The following is a 17,216-nucleotide window of genomic DNA, read 5'->3' as shown; positions in this document are numbered from 1 at the left end:
CGAAGGGATGGCATGAGGGCCCAGGTACCCATCGACACAGGCTCGGCATCCGGCGAAAACGAACGGTGGCGGGACTCGCACCTGACCCCCGCTGAGCGGGCCGACGCGCTCATCCCGCTCATGACCCTGGAAGAGAAGGTCGCCCAGCTCGTGGGTCTGTGGGTCGGCGCCGACGCGTCAGGGGGAGGCGTCGCCCCGCACCAGACCGACATGAGCCCGGGCCCGGTCTGGCAGGACGCCATCCGCCAGGGGCTCGGCCAGCTGACCCGCCCGTTCGGCACCGCCCCCGTGGACCCGGTCGCGGGCGCCCGGTCGCTGGCCGCGTCGCAGGCGGAGATCGTGGCGGCCAGCCGCTTCGGCATCCCGGCCCAGGTGCACGAGGAGTGCCTGACCGGGTTCGCCGCCTGGCGGGCGACCGTCTACCCCGCGCCGCTGAGCTGGGGGGCGTCCTTCGACCCCGCCCTGGTGGAGCAGGTCGCCGCGCGGATCGGCCGGTCCATGCGCGCCGCGGGCGTGCACCAGGGCCTGGCTCCGGTGCTCGACGTGACCCGCGACTACCGCTGGGGCCGTACCGAGGAGACGATCGGCGAGGACCCCTACCTCGTCGGGACGGTCGGCACGGCCTACGTGCGCGGTCTGGAGGGCGCCGGCATCGTCGCGACGCTGAAACACCTCGCCGGCTACTCCGCCTCCCGCGGCGGGCGCAACCTCGCCCCCGTGCCCATGGGCCGCCGCGAGCTGGCCGACGTGCTGCTGCCGCCGTTCGAGATGGCCCTGCGCCTCGGCGGCGCCAGGTCCGTCATGAACTCCTACGCCGAGATCGACGGCGTGCCCGTCGCCGCCGACGAGAGCCTGCTCACCGGCCTGCTGCGGGACGAGTGGAGCTTCGCCGGCACCGTCGTCTCCGACTACTTCGCGGTCCGCTTCCTCGAACGCCTGCACGGCGTCGCGGCCGACGGGGGAGAGGCGGCCGGGCTGGCGCTGCGCGCCGGGATCGACGTCGAACTGCCCACCGTCGACACGTTCGGCACGCCGCTCGTCGAGGCGGTCAAGGCGGGCGCGGTGGACGAGGCGCTGGTCGACCGGGCCGTGCGCCGCGTCCTGATCCAGAAGGCCGAGCTCGGCCTGCTGGACGACGGCTGGCAGCCGCTGCCGGGACCGGCCGAGGAGGTGCGCCTCGACGACGACGAGAGCGCCGAGCTCGCGCTGCGCCTGGCCAGGGAGTCCGTCGTGCTGCTGCGCAACTCCGGCGTCCTGCCGCTCGCGCCCGGCGGCCGGGTGGCGCTGGTGGGGCCGCTGGCCGACGACCCGATGGCGATGCTCGGCTGCTACACCTTCCCCGCGCACGTCGGCCCGCACCCCGAGCAGGGGCTCGGCGTCGAGCTGCCGACGCTGCGCGCCGAGCTCGCCGCCCGGATCCCGGACCTGGCGTACGCGCGGGGCTGCGACATCACCGGCGACGACACCTCCGGCATCGCGGAGGCGGCCGCGCTCGCCGCGGCGAGCGACGTGTGCGTGCTCGCGGTCGGCGACCGGGCCGGGCTGTTCGGGCGGGGCACCTCCGGCGAGGGCTGCGACGCCGCCGACCTGCGCCTGCCCGGCGTGCAGGCGGAGCTGGTCAGCGCCGTGCTCGCGACGGGCACGCCGGTCGTGCTCGTGCTGCTGGCCGGCCGCCCGTACGCGCTGGGCCAGGAGACCGACGCGGCACAGGCCGTCGTCTACGGCTTCTTCCCCGGCCAGCGCGGCGGCCAGGCCCTCGCCGAGGTGCTGACCGGAGCGGTCAACCCGTCGGGACGCCTGCCCGTCAGCGTGCCGCGCGACGCCGGCGGCCTGCCCGCCACCTACCTGGCGCCGCCGCTCGGCCGCCGCTCGGGGGTGTCGTCCGTCGACCCGACGCCGGCCTACGCGTTCGGGCACGGGCTGAGCTACACGACGTTCGAGTGGAGCGACGCCCGGGTGACCGGCGGCGACACGGCCTGGCCGGTGGACGGGGAGGTGGCCGTCGAGGTCACCGTGCGCAACACCGGCGCCCGCGACGGGGCCGAGGTCGTCCAGCTCTACCTGCACGACCCGGTGGCGCAGACGACCAGGCCGGTGGTCCGGCTGGTCGGCTACGCCAGGGTGCCGCTGGCGGCGGGGGAGTCGGCGCGCGTGACGTTCACCGTCCCGGCGGACGCCACGTCGTTCACGGGGGTCAAGGGCCGGCGCGTCGTCGAGCCCGGCGACGTCGAGCTGCGGCTCGGCCGTTCCAGCGCCGAGGTGGCGGCGGCGCTGCCGCTGCGCCTGGTCGGCGCCGAGCGCGAGGTCGGTCACGCGCGCCGGCTCGAGGTGCCCGCGCGCATCGATCGCGACACCCCGGAGGGCGGAGGATGACCACGGCCGACACGCTGGAACCGGAGACGCTCGAGGAGCGGCCCGATTCCGGGCGCCGCACGAGCCGCGGCGGCTCCTGGCGGCGGGCGCTGCGCCGCGACTGGCAGTTGTACTCGCTGGTGATCCTCCCGCTGCTGTTCTTCCTCATCTTCCGGTACGCCCCCATGCTGGGGAACATCATCGCCTTCCGGAAGTTCGAGCCCGGCGGCAACATCTTCGGCGAGGAGTGGGTGGGGCTCCGCTATGTGCGGATGTTCCTCAACGACCCCACGTTCTGGAACGTCTTCACCAACACCCTCGTCCTCGGCGGGCTGACCCTGCTGTTCTGCTTCCCACTGCCGATCGTGCTGGCGCTGCTGCTCAACGAGGTCAGGAACCGGAAGATGAAGCGGTTCCTGCAGTCGGTGTCGTACCTGCCGCACTTCCTGTCGATCGTGGTCGTGGCCGGCATCGTCATGCAGTTCCTGTCGCTCGACGGGCCGGTCAACCAGATCCTGCAGATGGCGGGCGGCGAGCCGATCTCGTTCATGCAGCGGCCGGAGTGGTTCCGCACGATCTACGTCTCCTCCGAGATCTGGCAGACGGTCGGCTGGGGCACGATCCTCTACCTGGCCGCGCTGACCACCATCGACGAGCAGCTCTACGAGGCCGCCAAGATCGACGGTGCCAGCCGGTGGCGGCAGATCTGGCACGTGACCCTGCCCGGCATCCGGCCGACCGCGGTCACGCTGCTGATCCTCAACATCGGGACGTTCATGGCGGTGGGCTTCGAGAAGGTCCTGCTGCTGTACAACCCGCTGACCTACCCGACCGGTGACGTGATCTCCACGTACGTGTACCGGATGGGCGTGCAGTCGAGCAACATGAGCTACGCCGCGGCCATCGGCCTGTTCGAGGCGCTGATCGGCCTCACCCTCATCATCTCGGCGAACGTCATCTCCAAGCGCACAGTTGGGACGAGCCTGTGGTGACCCACCAGATGACCCGGGGCTACCGGATATTTCAGGGTTTCAACGCCGTCATCCTCGCCGTCGTCGTGGTCGCGACGTTGTACCCGTTCGTCAACATCGTCGCCCAGTCGTTCAGCGACGAACGCTACATCCTGTCGGGCCAGGTGAACCTCATCCCCAAGGGGTTCAACCTGACGACGTACCAGATCGTCGGCTCGGACCCGATGTTCTGGATCAACTACCGCAACACGGTGGTCTACACGGTCGTCGCCACGCTGATCGCGATGGTGCTGACCACCTGTTACGCGTACGTGCTGTCGAAGAGACACCTGAAGGGCCGCACCTTCCTCATCTGGATCGCGGTCTTCACCATGTTCTTCAACGGCGGCCTGATCCCCAACTACGTGCTGGTCACCAGCCTGGGGCTGAAGAACTCGATCTGGGCCATCGCCCTGCCCAACGCGATCAGCGTCTTCAACCTGCTCGTCATGAAGGCGTTCTTCGAGAGCCTGCCGGACGAGCTGGAGGAGGCCGCCTCCATCGACGGCCTGAACACCTACGGCATCCTGTGGCGGATCGTGCTGCCGCTGTCGAAGGCGGTGATGGCCACGATGGTGCTGTTCTACGCCGTGTCGTTCTGGAACTCGTGGTTCTCGGCGTTCCTCTACATGAACGAGACCGAGCTGTTCCCGGTCACCGTCTACCTGCGCAACCTCATCGCCGGAGCCACGGGCGCCGAGGGGGCCGGGGCCGCGGTGGCCGACGTGACGCAGGCGGCCGCCAACATCAAGTCGGTGACGATCGTGCTCACCGTCCTGCCGATCCTCGCGATCTACCCGTTCGTCCAGCGGTACTTCGTCTCCGGCGTCATGCTCGGCGCGGTCAAGGGTTAGCGCTCCGACGCCTCCAACCAGCGCAAATCACCGGAAAGGAACCCCCCATGCGAGAGATTTCGCGGCGTCAGGCAATCGGTTTGGGCGCGTTCGCCCTCGCCCTCGCGGGCTGCGGCTCGGACGGAACCCCGGCGCAGGGCCAGAACGCCGGCACGGCGAACAAGGCCGGCGCCATGGCGAACTTCGCCGTCGGCCAGCAGTTCAAGGCCACAGAGCCGGTGAACTTCTCCATCCTGTACAACAACCACTCGTTCTACCCGATCAAGAACGACTGGCTGTTCTGGTCGGAGCTCACCAAGCGCACCAACGTGACGCTCAACCCGACGGTCGTGCCGCTCAGCGACTACGAGAACAAGCGCGGTCTCATCATCGGCGCCGGCGACGCCCCGCTGATCATCCCGAAGACGTACCACCCGCAGGAGGAGGCGTTCGTCTCCTCCGGCGCGATCCTGCCGGTCAGCGACTACCTCGACCTGATGCCGAACTTCAAGGAGAAGATCGCCAAGTGGCGGCTCGAACCCGAGCTGAACACGCTGCGGCAGGCGGACGGGCGCTTCTACCTGCTGCCCGGCATCCACGAGAAGGGCTGGGCCGACTACTCGTATGCGGTGCGGACCGACATCCTGGACAAGCTCGGCCTGGAGATCCCCAAGACGTACGACGAGTTCTACACGATGCTCAAGGCGATGAAGGAGGAGTACCCCGACCAGTACCCGATGACGGACCGGTGGGGCGTGCCGACGCCGGGCGGCAACCTGTTCAAGCTCGTCGCCCAGGCGTACGGCACCCAGGCCGGCTGGGAGTACCAGCACGCGACCTGGGACGCCGCCGCCGGGAAGTTCGTCTACACCGGCGCCATGCCGCAGTACAAGCAGATGATCGAGTACCTGCACAAGCTGGTCGCCGAGAAACTGCTCGACCCGGAGAGCTTCACCCAGCAGGACGATCCGGCCAAGCAGAAGTTCGTCTCCGGCAAGGCGTTCGTCATCAGCACGAACGCGCAGGTGCTGATCAACGACTACCGCGGTCCGCTGACCGAGAACATCCCGGACGCCAAGATCGTGAAGATCCCGGTGCCCACCGGCCCGATCGGTGAGTACAAGATCGCCGACCGCCTGGAGAACGGCATCATGATCTCCAAGGAGGCGCTGGAGAACAAGAACTTCGTCGCGATGATGCAGTTCATCGACTGGCTCTGGTACTCCGACTCGGGCCAGGAGTTCGCCAAGTGGGGCGTCGAGGGCACGACGTTCACCAAGGACGCGAACGGCGCCTACCAGCTGGCCGACGACGTCGACTACGTGGGCCTCAACGCCGGCGCGCCCAAGCACCTGCAGAAGGACTTCGGCTTCGGCAACGGCGTCTTCGCCTACGGCGGCCCCACCACGCTGCTGGAGTCCACCTTCTCCGAGGAGGAGAAGGAGTTCCAGGCCGTCATGAACGCCAGGAAGGAATGGCCGGTCGAGCCGCCGCACCCGTTCACCGAGGAGGAACGCGAGCAGTCCAGCCTCTGGGAGACGGCGCTGAAGGACCACGTCACCCAGAACACCCTCCGGTTCGTCCTCGGCGAGCGCGACCTCGGCGAATGGGACGCCTACGTCAAGGAGCTGGAGGCCAAGAACAGCACCACCTACATCAACCTCGTCAACACCGCCCGCGACCGGTTCCAGAAGGAGCACGGCTGACCGTCCCGCACCGGGCCGCCTCCGTCCGGGGGCGGCCCGCTGCGGAGGTATCCTGCGGGGAAAGCGGTTGCCGGCACCGTCTTCGGCTACTGGGCCCGTCGCGGCGGGCCGGGAAGGGCGCACGATGAGCGACGTGATGGCGGGCGACGCGACCAGCCGGCGGTTCGGCAGCGGGCCGCTCTCCCGAGCCGCCGCGCTGGTCTACAGCCTGCTGGTCGTCGAGCTGCTGCTCCTGCTCGCCACCGTGCCGGGCCTGGCGGGGCTCGTCCTGCTGGAGCGTGACGCGGCCAACGTGCCGCTGGCCGCCCTCTGCCTGCTGCCGCTCGGCCCCGCCCTCTCGGCCGCCGTGTACGCCCTGCGCCGCCGGCAGCGCGAGCTGACCGACCTCAGCCCCGCGCGGCTGTTCTGGCGCGGCTACCGGGCCAACGCCGCCGGGGCGCTGAAGATCTGGGTGCCGTGGCTGCTCGGGATGACCGTCATCGGCGTCAACCTGGGCAACTTCTCCGCCGCCGGCGTGCCCGGCTGGTGGGCGGTGCTGCTCGTCGTGATCGCGATGATCGCCACGCTCTGGGTGGCCAACGCGCTGGTGATCACGTCGCTGTTCGTGTTCCGCGCCGTTGACGTGGCCAAGCTGGCGGCGTACGCGCTGGGGCGCTTCCCCGGCGCCACCGTCGCCAACCTGTGCCTGCTCGTCGTCGCGGCCGGCGTCGTGCTGGTCGCCTCCGAGGCGGTGCTGGCCCTGCTGGCCTCGGTGTTCACCGCCGTGCTCGGCCGGCAGGCCCGGCCGATGACCACCGAGGTCGAGGAGCGGTTCACTCAGTAGATCCGCCGCCCGTGGGCGTCCGCGGCGCCCGACTTGCGGAAGAAATACGTGTTGATCTGGTCGCGCCACTCCCGCGCGCTGCGTACCTGCTCGTCCAGCAGCTCCCGCACCCGGGCGTGCAGCTCCGGCGGCACGTCGCCGGCGGCCTTCTCCCACCGATCCCGCATGGCGGCGGCCTGCTCGGCGCCCGCGAAGTGGGTGTCGTAGATGTGCTGGATCACCGTCGTCCCGTCGTGCAGCACGCGGCCGTACGGGACGTGGTGGAAGAACAGCAGCAGCTCGTCGGGGCACTCCGCCGGGGACTCGTAGACATCCGACCACGGCTTGGGGTACTGGCCGGTGAAGCCCGTGCCGGTCGCGCGGGTGCGGTCGACGCCTACGCCGTCGCGGTCGGCGAAGTGGTACGTGCCCCACGGCGTGTACTCGTAGCCGTCCACGTCGGGGCCGTAGTGGTGGCCGGGGCGGACCATGAAGCCGACGCCGAGCGGGGCCGTGTAGCGCTCGTACGTCCGCCACGAGCCGTCCATGATCTCGTGCAGGACGCGGCGCAGCCGCCCGGGGTCGCCGGCGACGGGGAACGTCAGGCCGATCCACTCGTCGAGCAGGTCCGCCGGGTCCAGCCCCGGCGCCCAGGCGAGCCGGCCGAACGCGTACAGGTTGGCCTGGGCCAGCGGATGGCCGGTCCAGTACGGGTCGTCGCCCACGTTGGACACCGCGACCAGTTCGGTGGCCACGTCCGCCACCGTCCGCCCGTCCGGCCCCCACGGCCGGAAACCGAGCACCTCCCGCCACATCGGCGCCAGGTAGCAGACGTGCTTCTGCTGGCCGGTGTACTCCTGGGTCACCTGCAGCTCCACCGCCAGCCGGGTGTCGGGCATGGCCGCGATCACCGGCGAGACCGGCTCGCGCACCTGGAAGTCGATGGGGCCGTTCTTCACCTGGAGGATCGCGTTGTCGCGGAAGCGCCCGTCGAGCGGGGCGAAGTGGTCGTAGGCGGCGCGGGCGCGGTCGGTGGAGCGGTCGCGCCAGTCCTGGCGGTGGTCGTAGACGAAGGCGCGCCAGTGCACCACCCCGCCGAACGGCGCCAGCGCGTCGGCGAGCATGTTGGCGCCGTCGGCGTGGTCGCGCCCGTACGCGAACGGTCCCGGCTGGCCCTCCGAGTCGGCCTTGACGACGTAGCCGCCGAAGTCGGGGATCGTCTCGTAGACGCGCTCGGTCGTCCGCGCCCACCACGCCCGCACGCCGTCGTCCAGCGGGTCGGCGGTGGCGAGGCCGCCGAGCGCGACGGGGGAGGCGAAGTTGACCGACAGGTGCACGCGGATCCCGTACGGGCGCAGCTCGTCGGCGATGGCGGCGACCTCGCCGAGCCGGTCGGTCAGCAGGCGGGCCTCGGTGGCGTGCACGTTCACGTTGTTGACCGCGACCGCGTTGATCCCGCACGCCGCCAGCAGCCGGCCGTAGGCGCGCACCCGGGTCAGGTCGCGCGGCCCGCCGTCCCGCCAGAAGATCGACCCGCCCGCGTAGCCGCGCTCGACCTGGCCCATCACGGGGTGCACGTCGATGTTGTCCCAGTGGTCGAGCATGCGCCGGCGCAGCGCGGGCCGGTGCGCCTCGGCGGGCAGGTCCGCCCCGAACGCCGCCTCGCCGCGCCGGACCACCTCGAACAGCCCGTACAGCAGCCCGGCCGGGCCGCCGGCGACCACCGTCGTGGCGCCGTCGCGGCGGCTCAGCACGAACCCCTCGGGGCCCACGCCGGCCTCGGGGTCTTGCGCGAGCACGAGGTCGTACGCGCCGTCCCGGTCGTCGTGCAGCGTGCCGCCGTAACGGGCGCAGGCGTGCGCCACCTCGGCGCGTACGGTGTCGGCCAGGACATCGTCGCCGAGCACGAGCGTGCGGCGTGAGCCGATCGCCCGGAACGCCTCCGGCGGCAGCCAGGCCGGGTGCACGCCGCTCAGCTCGGGGATGGTCACGAGGGCTCCTTCGGGTTCTCTGGGGCTATCCCTTGACGGCGCCGTGCTCGTCGATGACGGCCGGTTGCCCCGGCACCTTCGACGGCTCCCGGGTCTTCCTCGGCCGGACGGCCTTCACGGTCGGCTCCACGCTCGCCCGCGGTGTCAGTCCGGGCGACGGCAGCACCGCGTACGGCCTGGCCGAGCGGACGACGGGCCGCTTGCGGGCCGGCGGCGCGGGCGCGATCGCGTCAGGCGGCGGGACGATCCCGCGCAGCCGCGGCGCGGCGCCCTGCCCGTTGACGGCCCCGGGAGTGTCCGCGGGGGAGGCCGGGCGTGCCGGGCTGCCCTGGGGCGCGGCGGGACGATCGTACGGCTCCGCCCGGGGCGTGGACGGGACCGGCGAGGCGGTCGGGCGCACGCTGAGCGCCGCCGCCGGACGCTGCCCGGGGGTCGGCTCGGCCTCGCCGTCAGGAACCGGCACCAGGGTGAGCGTGGGCGAGCCGCCCGGCAGCCCGATCAGGATCGCGGCCGCGGCGAGCTGCAGGAGGCCCGCCGCCACCGTGGCGACCCGTAACGCGCGTCCCCTGCGTTCCCTGGCCTTGTCGCGGTGCTCGGTCAGCACGGGCGGATGCGTCCCTGCCGATGCCATGCGCTGCGGTCCTCCAGGAGGTCTCGGGCGGTCGAATCACTCGATCTAGGCATGAATCGCCACGCCGGTCAAGCGCGACCGCCAGAAAGATCACGATTGGTGATCCACGTTATCGCGCAGGCAAGCGCCGTACCACAGCAGTCCACCCGCACCCTCCGCGGGCACGTCCTCGCGTCGGCCCCGCACAGGCGTTCCGCTCCCTTTCCCCGGCGTCGTCGCCAGGACTGCCGGGTTCGACGGGTTCTCGCCCGAGCCTGTGCGCCGGGGTGGTGCGGAACAGGGTGGCGCCGGTTGCCGCCTGGTCGCTGCCACCCTGCCGGTCACGACGTCAGCCGGTGGACGTGAGGTAGGTCCATTCCTCCGCGAGCCGGAATCCGAACGACTCGTACAGAGGCCGGGACATCGGCGTGTTCTGGACGAAGGCGTGACGTGCCCCGGCGGCGACAGCGTCCCTCAGACGCGCCGCGACGAGAGCACGGTAGTAGCCCTTGCGCCGGTGCTGCGGAGGGACCGCGCCGTTGTACATGCCTACGTGGTCGCCGGTCATGATGGTGAATCCGGTCGCGACGGCTTCGCCGTTCACGTCCACAACATGGGCCGTCGTGTCGGGCGCATCCAGCAGGGCAGGCGTGGCGAACACCTCGGCCACATCTCTCGACATCCCGAACCCCGCTGCCAAGGCGGTCGCGAACACCTCACTTTCGCCCCCGGTGACCTGCCGCACGGTGGCACCCTCAGGAATGCCGGTGGGCAGCGTGGGCAGCAGCTCAGCGTCCCACGTCAACAGCGGAAGCGTGAAGGAGGGCGTTCGGCCGTAGCGGGCGGCCACCTCCAGCACCGCGGGATCGGCCTGGCCCCGCACCTGGATGCTCCACGGCACATCCTTGGCCGACAGCTCCTTCGCGAACGCGTCCATCTCGCCAAGGTCCTGCTCGGACCCGACGGACACCACATTGAGCGTGGGCATGGGCAGACCGGAGAACGCCAATCTGGTACCGGCAGCACCCTGCCGCATATACATACCGGGCACAAGCTCTGTAAACCTGGCAATGGTGGCGTGGAACGCGTTCACGGCCGCTTCCGTCGCGGGATCGATCATATGGGTCATGAGGGCAGGCTACCGGTGCCATGACCGGTTTATTCATATATCAACCCCTTTGTCCTCGTCCATGAAGACGGCGAACTTGACGCCGGCCACGCCGGGCCGCGGACGTCCGCCGCGGCGGACGTCCGCGGCCCGGGCGGCGGGGCTGCCGTCCGCCGCCGGGGCCGAGCTGAACGGCCGCCCACGGGTGCGGTTTCGGGGCGAACCACCCAAAACCGGAAGGAGAGCCTGCGCTATGATCGCCACCGACACGCCCGTGACCTGGAACGATCCGCCGCCCCAGGCGCTGACCCCGGTCATCACCACGCCTGTCACCAGCGCAGCTCACCGGACACGAGGAACGATGTCGAGCATCAAAGAGGTGGCCCGGCTCGCGGGGGTCTCCGTCGGCACCGTGAGCAACGTGCTCAACCGGCCCGAGGTGGTGGCCCCCGACACGCGCCGCCGGGTCCGGGCGGCGATCGCGCAGCTCGGCTACGTCCGCAACGGCCCGGCCCGCCAGCTGCGCGCCGGCCGCAGCAGGACCATCGGCGTGGTCGCGCTCGACCTGTCCAACCCGTTCTTCATCGACGTCCTGCGCGGCGCCGAGACCGCGGCCCAGCAGGCCGACGTCACCGTCATGGTCCTGAACAGCAACAAGGAAGCGGCGCGCGAGGCCGCGCTGCTGGAGACGTTCGAGGAGCAGCGGCCGCTCGGCGTGCTCATCACGCCGGTCAACGACAGCGGCGTGGAGGAGCGGCTCGGCCGGCTCGCCGGCCGCGGCATCCCGGTGGTGGTCTTCGACAGCTCGGCCCCGCACGTCCACGGCTGCTCCGTCGCCGTCGACGACGTGCTCGGCGGCCGGCTGGCCGGGCTCCACCTGCGCGAGCGCGGCCACCGCCACATCGCCTTCGCCGGGGGGCCGTTCGGCGTGCGGCAGGTGCGCGAGCGGCACGACGGCCTGGCCGGGGTGCTGGAGCCCGGCGACACGCTCACCGTGATCCCGCTGCCCGACCTCACCATCGCCACCGGCCGAGCCGCCGGCAAGGAGATCGCCGACCTGCCGCCGGGCGAGCGCCCCACCGCGGTCTTCTGCGCCAACGACCTGGTCGCGATCGGCGTGCTGCAGGAGATGACGCAGCGCGGCCTGCGGGTGCCGGCCGACCTGGCGATCCTCGGCTACGACGACATCAGCTTCGCCGCCGCGGCGGCCGTGCCGCTGTCGTCGATCAGGCAGCCCCGGGAGCAGCTCGGCCACACGGCCGCGCAGCTCCTGCTCGACGAGGCGAACCACCTCGCCGAGCACGAGCACCGCCAGGTCATCTTCCAGCCCGACCTGGTCGAACGCGCCTCGACCTGAGCTACCCGTCGATGCGGACGGGCACCGAGCGCGGGCCGCGTACCTGCCCCGTCGCCCACGTCACCGCCGCCGGGTCGACCAGGCTGAAGCGCGGGACCCGCTCCAGCCACACCTCCAGGGCCACCCTCAGCTCCATGCGCGCCAGATGCGAGCCGACGCAGCGGTGGATCCCCAGGCCGAACGCGACGTGCCGGTTCACCTCACGGTCGATGACCACCTCGTCCGCCCGGTCGAACTGCGCCGGATCACGGTTGGCCGCCGGGAACGACAGCAGCACCCAGTCGTCGGCCTTCATGTCCACGCCGTTCCAGTGCATGTCCTGCTTGACCAGGCGCGCCATCGTCACCGGCGCGTACGCCCGCAGGAACTCCTCCATCGCGGTCGGCAGCAGCTCCGGCTCGCTGACCAGCCGCTCCCGGTCGGCCGGCGTCTTGGCCAGGTGCCACAGCGAGGCGCCGATCGCGCTCCACGTCGTGTCGATGCCCGCGATCAGCAGCAGCGCCATCGTGCCCGCGACGTGCGCCGACTCCAGCTTCTGCCCGAAGATCTCCGCGTCGATGAGGTACGTCGTCAGGTCGTCGCGCGGGTTGTCGAGGTGGTCGCGGATCTGCGCCAGCAGGTAGTCGAACAGCTCGTCCATGCCCGCCACGCGCTCCTCCGGCGGCAGGTTGACCCCTTCGAGCACGGTCTCGATGAACTCCCGGAAGCGCGGGCCGTCCTCGGGCGGGAAGCCGAGCATGTCGGAGATGACGCGTGCCGGGATGTGCTGGGCGTAGTCGCGCGCGACGTCCACCTCCGCGCGCCCCTCCAGCGCGTCGATGAGCGCGTGGCAGTACGCCCGCGTCGCCTCCTCCCGCTTGGCCACCGCCGTCTTGGTGAACGCGGGCAGCAGCAGCTTGCGCGCGTGGTGGTGGAACGGCGGGTCGGAGGAGATGGGCGGCGAGCCCCCCATCGGCGCCAGCTCGCGCGGCGGCCGGAAGTTGCTCATGATGATCGACCGCGAGGAGAACTGCTCGGTGTCGTACGCGACGGCGGCGACGTCCTCGTAACGGGTCGGCAGCCATCCGCCGCCGAACCGGTCGGTGTGCGCGACCGGGCAGCGCCCCCGCAGGTCATCGATGATCGGGTACGGGTCCGCGGCCCACTCCGGCTCCAGGTGCGAGAAGTCGGTCGCCCAGTCGGAGACGGGCCCCGTGACGATCTCGCTGCGGACGCCGACAGGTTCGTTCTCGTCGGGGTCTCGGAATAAGCCCTGCGTGAAGCGGTCGTCGACGGTCATGATGAGGTCTCCTCGCCCGAGTCGATCGCCTGCTCCGGACAGTTGACCACCGCCAGGCGCGCCGCCCGCTCGTGCTCCGGCGCCACGAGGCCGTCGCCGAGCACCACGCCGTAGCCCTCGTCGTCCTCGCCGAACAGCTCGGGCGCCAGGTCGTAGCAGCGGCCGTGGCCCTGGCAGCGTTCGGGGTTGATCTGCACTTTCACTCGGTTGGCTCCCTTGGTGCGGTGTCGGCGGGGGCGAGGGCGGCGGCGATCCTGGCCAGCAGCGCGGCCCACTCGTCGTCCTCGACCGCGTGCAGGTCCGGCGGAACGAGCGCGCTGCCCATGGCGAGCAGCAGGCAGAAGTGCGCCAGCGCGTTGGGCGACAGCCCGGCGTCGATCTCGCGGCCGTCCTGTGCGACGCGTACGAGGTCGGCGATCCAGCCGGCGCGCTCGCCCACGTAGTCGCGCATGGGCCCGGCCACGTCCTCGTCGCGGCGGGCCGCGACCAGCGCCTCGACGATGAGGTAGCCCCGGGCGTCGCGGGGACGCGGCAACTGCCGGCCGATGGCGAGCAGCAGGTCGGTGGCCGAACGCTCGGGGTCGGCGGCGAGCAGGCTGGCCAGCAGCCGCTGCCCGTGGGTGCGCAGCGCGGCCACCAGCAGCTCGGCCTTGGAGCCGAAGTGCGCGTACAGCGCGCCGTTGCTCACGCCCGCGGCGGCCGCGATGTCCACCACCCGGGTGCCGTCGTAGCCGCGCTCGGCGAAGGCGTCTGCGGCGGCGAGCAGCAGGCGCTCACGCGTCTCGGCGGCGGTGACGCCGGCTATGCGTCCCATGAACGAATTAAAAAGACGTTCATTTGAATCGTCAAGACCCGATTCCAGTTCTCCGGCGACTGTACTGAGCGGCCCAGCACTTCCTGGAGGTCGGCTTCGTGCACGACTCAGCCCCAGCTGGACAGGGCTGGGGTTTTGTCGTACCCAGCGGCAGTACGGTTCAAGACGTTGTGCTACCGATGGACCGCGAACTAGGGTGCTCGCCGGAATCCGGCCTTCACCTGCGGAAATACCGCGTGCTCGCCGCGCTTGCCGAGGACGTCCGCGACGTGCCCGCCTTCCTCGCTGACGCGCTCGGCGACGCATACGGGGAGGACTTCACGGTGACCCGCGCCGTCCTGGGTGCACGTCCTCGGCCGCGCCGGTATGGAGCTGTACGGCACGTACGGCGACCCGAGCAAGGTCCTCACCGACTACGAGACGCACGTGGTCAACGATGCTGCCCGACTCCTCGCGGACGATCACACCGAGCGCGACCCGGCCGAGGTGATCGAGCCGGGTTCGGGCTCACCGTGATCGGGCGGGCCCGGATCACCTCCACGGTCGAACTCGACATCCGCCTTACTAACGACCCACGACGAAGGGCGCCCGCCGACCGGGCCGGCGCCCTTCGCCTTGCCTTGACCGAAAATCCGCCCTGACCTACGTGAATTCCGTTATCCGTCTCGTACGTAAGCGGGTTGATCGGATTCCGGTGCAGGCCGGAACTAGTTTTGCGACTCCGGGATCGTCACAGGCGGGCAGCGCGGGTCGAGCCGCACCTTCGCCAGATCCCGGCCGACGATCGTCCAGGCGTCGAAGGAGCCGGGCTCGAACTGCAGGTGCGGATTGGTGTGCCACTCGTCGCCCAGCCCGGTCGCGAGTAGCCTGGCCTCCGATCCGAGTTCGTAGGCGTTGCCGCCGCCGAAGAAGGTGGAGGTGAACACCCGGCCGTTGTGGACCTGCAGTTCGCCGTGTCCCGACAGCAGGCCCTGGTGCTTGATGGTCCCGGTGGCGGGGTCCAGGGCGATCCAGGCGCCCAGCACGCGCTTGTACACCGCGTACAGCAGCCCTTCGTGGACCTTGAGGTCCTGGAAGGTACGGTGGTCGGGAAGCGGATCGAGCTGCCATACCACCTTGCGCTGCTTCAGGTCGAAGGCGGCGATCGAGGCCGTCGTCCTGGTCGGCGGCGTGCCGCCTCCGCCGAGCACGTCGCCACCGAGGTAGACGATGCCGCGCTCGGGGTCGACGCTCAGGCTCATCAGACTCTGGTCGGGGATGACATTCGGGTAGACGTCCATCGTCCCCGTGTCGGGGTCGAGCACCGTCAGGGCGCCCTGCAGCTTCGCGCCGGTCGGGGCGGAGGCCACCAGGATGGTGTCGGTGACGGGGTCGTGCTCGATGTCCCACGGCCGCGACTGGTCATGCCCGATGTAGCCGAGGCCGCGTACCTCGTCGGTGTGTAGGTCGATGGAGATGATCTGGCCGCTCGGATACAGCGCGGCGTAGATTTTGTTCCCCCGCCGCACCATGGCCTTCGGCTCGCCGACCACGCGGATCCTGCGTTCCTGCCCGGTCCGCAGGTCACGCACCTCCACGGCGAAGTGGCCGCCGATGTACAGGGCCCGGTTCGGCACCAGCAGCATGCTCTGGGTGCGCTCGGCGCCGGTCGGGAAGCCCGCGTCGATGAGGTCGACGAACTCGGAGGTCTTGCTCGGCAGGTCCAGCCACCACAGGCCGCCACTGCCGGCGAAGCCGATGAGCCGCTGCCCGTCCAGCTTCAGTGCCCGGGTCTCTTCGCCCGGCGAAGGCGGGTCGGCGACCTTGGTCACCGCGTCCTGCCCGGTGCGGTAGCTGTAGACGGCTCCGTCGGGGCGCGAGGTGAGGTAGACCGTGCCGTCGGGGGCCACCTCGAACGCGTCGATGACGCCCACCCCCGCCTCGAACTGCCGCCGGTCCGTGCCGTCCTTGCGCACGTCGATCAGCGTGCTCCCGCTCGCCGCGAGCACCCGGTCGCCATGGAGGAAGACCGTGCCGACGGCCTGGGCCCCCTGGGCCAGCTCCCTGACCGCGCCGCTGACCCGGTCGACGGCCATCAGCTTGGCCTTCTCCAGCAGGCCGACGTAGGCGGTGGTCTCATCGACGGCGACCGCCCTGACGTAGTGCTCGCCCTGGGCCAGCACACCGTACCTGCGGACTGCGCCCGTCGAGGGGACGTACTCCCAGAGCCGGCCGTCGGAGGAGGTGCCGAGGTAGAGGGTGCCGTCCGGCGCAGCGGCCATGCTCCAGACGAAGCCGCCGTTCGCGCCGAAGGAGTGCAGGTGCGCCACCTGGCCCGTGGCCAGGTCGTAGCTGTACAGGTCGGGTACTGGGTAGGTTCCGATGTACAGCTTGCCGCCGGCGACGGCGGTGGCCCAGCCGCCTTCCGGCTCGCCTGCCTTGGGGCCGTCGGGCAGCGTGGCGGTACGCGTCACCTTGCGGGTGGCCAGGTCGATCTCGGCCACGACCGGAGGCTTCGGCCCGCGGGAGACCACGTAAGCGTGGCCCTCGTGGACGGTGGCGCCGACGATCGCGCCTGTGACGGAGGCAGAGCCGTACGTGGTGACGGCCGGGGTGCCGCAGCTCGGTGCGGCCGTCGCCTGTGCGGCGGCCGCTGTCGGCAAGGCCGGTATCGATAAGGCGGACATGACCATGAGCAGCGCAAGACAGGTTCGCGGCACGGGCCGCACCTCCATGATGTTCAAAGCTGCAAAGTTTTGGTCCAGACCGTAATCTTGTGAGCGTGCCACCGTCAACACCGGCCGTCCGGCACCCCCCATGCCAGTCGAACCCGTGGAGAGCATCATTGCCCGCACCGCCGGCCCCAAGAGTGCACTCGCGACAGCATCCAACTTGACAGAGAAGACCTGCTCCGGCTCCACGGCCCACGACGTGACCGGGCTGCCGCTGCGCGAGCGCCGCACGCTGCTGGAGCAGCTGGTCGCGCCCCTCCCGGCCGCCGCGTCCTCGCCCTCGGCATGCACACCCTGGACGAGGCCGAAGCCCGAGCCTGGTACGAGACGATGCACGTCGCCGGCGTCGAGGGGCCTCGTGATCTTTTCTGCACGCCATTCGTCACATCACAGAGATGACCTGGGCCTTCACTTGGCGAACATGTGTGTGACGTTGTCAGCGCTCTCGCTGCTTAGTGAGTGCCTGATGCCTGATCAGGGTCGGGGTCGTGGCCCACACTTGGGAAAGATGATCAGCTTCGGCGCCCAGGATGGCGGCGGTGGAGGGCTGCGCGCACGTCGCCGGCGGTGACCATCAGGCGATTCCGTAGGCGGCGGCGCCGTTGTGCAGGAAGCGGGCGCGGCCGCCGGGCTGGTCGACGGC

The 17,216-nt window shown here is 70.8% G+C and carries 14 protein-coding genes; 7 read left to right on the top strand and 7 right to left on the bottom strand.

Annotated elements, in window-relative coordinates:
* The first annotated feature begins 12 nt into the window (after positions 1-12).
* The 5 genes from ACIBP6_RS20545 (at position 13) to ACIBP6_RS20525 (ending at position 6,724) form a co-directional block, all read left to right on the top strand.
* A complete protein-coding gene (locus ACIBP6_RS20545) occupies positions 13-2,373 on the top strand; it encodes a beta-xylosidase/alpha-l-arabinosidase (protein ID WP_397054298.1) in 2,361 nt (786 codons plus the stop codon).
* A complete protein-coding gene (locus tag ACIBP6_RS20540) occupies positions 2,370-3,344 on the top strand; it encodes an ABC transporter permease (RefSeq protein WP_397054296.1) in 975 nt (324 codons plus the stop codon). The genes ACIBP6_RS20545 and ACIBP6_RS20540 overlap by 4 nt, the downstream gene beginning before the upstream one ends.
* Positions 3,341-4,216 carry a carbohydrate ABC transporter permease gene (locus ACIBP6_RS20535; protein ID WP_397054294.1) on the top strand — a complete coding sequence of 292 codons (876 nt, stop codon included), beginning with the start codon at positions 3,341-3,343 and terminating at the stop codon, positions 4,214-4,216. Before ACIBP6_RS20540 ends, ACIBP6_RS20535 begins: the two co-directional genes overlap by 4 nt.
* Positions 4,217-4,263: 47 nt before the next feature.
* The gene (locus ACIBP6_RS20530) at positions 4,264-5,901 is read left to right on the top strand and encodes an ABC transporter substrate-binding protein (protein WP_397054292.1); all 1,638 of its coding nucleotides are present in this window, start codon (positions 4,264-4,266) and stop codon (positions 5,899-5,901) included.
* A gap of 124 nt (positions 5,902-6,025) precedes the next feature.
* Complete coding sequence (locus ACIBP6_RS20525) at positions 6,026-6,724, top strand: DUF624 domain-containing protein (protein ID WP_397054290.1); 699 nt, start codon at positions 6,026-6,028, stop codon at positions 6,722-6,724.
* Here the strand turns inward: ACIBP6_RS20525 and ACIBP6_RS20520 are convergent.
* The 3 genes from ACIBP6_RS20520 to ACIBP6_RS20510 all read right to left on the bottom strand — a co-directional run bounded on the left by ACIBP6_RS20520 (position 6,718) and on the right by ACIBP6_RS20510 (position 10,433).
* Entirely contained in the window at positions 6,718-8,694 is a 1,977-nt protein-coding gene (locus ACIBP6_RS20520; protein ID WP_397054288.1) for an alpha-glucuronidase, read from the bottom strand. The two genes, ACIBP6_RS20525 and ACIBP6_RS20520, sit on opposite strands and share 7 nt — an antisense overlap.
* 25 nt (positions 8,695-8,719) lie before the next feature.
* Positions 8,720-9,325: a hypothetical protein gene (locus tag ACIBP6_RS20515; RefSeq protein WP_397054286.1), complete on the bottom strand. Its 606-nt coding sequence runs from the start codon at positions 9,323-9,325 to the stop codon at positions 8,720-8,722.
* Positions 9,326-9,653: 328 nt separating this feature from the next.
* Complete coding sequence (locus tag ACIBP6_RS20510) at positions 9,654-10,433, bottom strand: GNAT family N-acetyltransferase (protein WP_397054284.1); 780 nt, start codon at positions 10,431-10,433, stop codon at positions 9,654-9,656.
* Positions 10,434-10,665: 232 nt separating this feature from the next.
* Here ACIBP6_RS20510 and ACIBP6_RS20505 point away from each other — a divergent pair, with 232 nt between their 5' ends.
* Positions 10,666-11,769: a LacI family DNA-binding transcriptional regulator gene (locus tag ACIBP6_RS20505; protein WP_397054282.1), complete on the top strand. Its 1,104-nt coding sequence runs from the start codon at positions 10,666-10,668 to the stop codon at positions 11,767-11,769.
* A gap of 1 nt (position 11,770) precedes the next feature.
* Here the strand turns inward: ACIBP6_RS20505 and ACIBP6_RS20500 are convergent, their stop codons facing one another.
* Genes ACIBP6_RS20500 through ACIBP6_RS20490 form a run of 3 tightly spaced genes read right to left on the bottom strand, consistent with a single transcriptional unit; the run spans position 11,771 to position 13,862 of the window.
* Entirely contained in the window at positions 11,771-13,048 is a 1,278-nt protein-coding gene (locus ACIBP6_RS20500) for a cytochrome P450 (RefSeq protein WP_397054280.1), read from the bottom strand.
* On the bottom strand, positions 13,045-13,251 hold the full coding sequence (locus ACIBP6_RS20495; RefSeq protein ID WP_397054278.1) for a ferredoxin: 207 nt from the start codon (positions 13,249-13,251) through the stop codon (positions 13,045-13,047). Before ACIBP6_RS20495 ends, ACIBP6_RS20500 begins: the two co-directional genes overlap by 4 nt.
* A complete protein-coding gene (locus tag ACIBP6_RS20490) occupies positions 13,248-13,862 on the bottom strand; it encodes a TetR/AcrR family transcriptional regulator (RefSeq protein ID WP_397054276.1) in 615 nt (204 codons plus the stop codon). Before ACIBP6_RS20490 ends, ACIBP6_RS20495 begins: the two co-directional genes overlap by 4 nt.
* A gap of 342 nt (positions 13,863-14,204) precedes the next feature.
* Here ACIBP6_RS20490 and ACIBP6_RS20485 point away from each other — a divergent pair, with 342 nt between their 5' ends.
* Positions 14,205-14,378 carry a hypothetical protein gene (locus ACIBP6_RS20485; RefSeq protein ID WP_397054274.1) on the top strand — a complete coding sequence of 58 codons (174 nt, stop codon included), beginning with the start codon at positions 14,205-14,207 and terminating at the stop codon, positions 14,376-14,378.
* Positions 14,379-14,569: 191 nt separating this feature from the next.
* On the opposite strand, the gene ACIBP6_RS20480 is transcribed toward ACIBP6_RS20485, so the two are convergent.
* Complete coding sequence (locus ACIBP6_RS20480; protein ID WP_397054272.1) at positions 14,570-16,504, bottom strand: outer membrane protein assembly factor BamB family protein; 1,935 nt, start codon at positions 16,502-16,504, stop codon at positions 14,570-14,572.
* Positions 16,505-17,216 lie beyond the last annotated feature (712 nt).

The organism is Nonomuraea terrae, from assembly GCF_044465245.1.
Taxonomy (GTDB): domain Bacteria; phylum Actinomycetota; class Actinomycetes; order Streptosporangiales; family Streptosporangiaceae; genus Nonomuraea; species Nonomuraea terrae.
The sequence above is the reverse complement of the archived record's forward strand: the minus strand, read 5'-3'. Positions and strand labels throughout refer to the sequence as shown.

What these genes read in the sequence shown, in the direction of transcription:
- ACIBP6_RS20505 (WP_397054282.1), top strand. Translation starts at nt 10,666, where the DNA reads ATGATCGCCACCGACACGCCCGTGACCTGGAACGATCCGCCGCCCCAG.
- ACIBP6_RS20515 (WP_397054286.1), bottom strand. Translation starts at nt 9,325, where the DNA reads ATGGCATCGGCAGGGACGCATCCGCCCGTGCTGACCGAGCACCGCGAC.
- ACIBP6_RS20530 (WP_397054292.1), top strand. Translation starts at nt 4,264, where the DNA reads ATGCGAGAGATTTCGCGGCGTCAGGCAATCGGTTTGGGCGCGTTCGCC.
- ACIBP6_RS20525 (WP_397054290.1), top strand. Translation starts at nt 6,026, where the DNA reads ATGAGCGACGTGATGGCGGGCGACGCGACCAGCCGGCGGTTCGGCAGC.
- ACIBP6_RS20510 (WP_397054284.1), bottom strand. Translation starts at nt 10,433, where the DNA reads ATGACCCATATGATCGATCCCGCGACGGAAGCGGCCGTGAACGCGTTC.
- ACIBP6_RS20540 (WP_397054296.1), top strand. Translation starts at nt 2,370, where the DNA reads ATGACCACGGCCGACACGCTGGAACCGGAGACGCTCGAGGAGCGGCCC.
- ACIBP6_RS20490 (WP_397054276.1), bottom strand. Translation starts at nt 13,862, where the DNA reads ATGGGACGCATAGCCGGCGTCACCGCCGCCGAGACGCGTGAGCGCCTG.
- ACIBP6_RS20545 (WP_397054298.1), top strand. Translation starts at nt 13, where the DNA reads ATGAGGGCCCAGGTACCCATCGACACAGGCTCGGCATCCGGCGAAAAC.
- ACIBP6_RS20500 (WP_397054280.1), bottom strand. Translation starts at nt 13,048, where the DNA reads ATGACCGTCGACGACCGCTTCACGCAGGGCTTATTCCGAGACCCCGAC.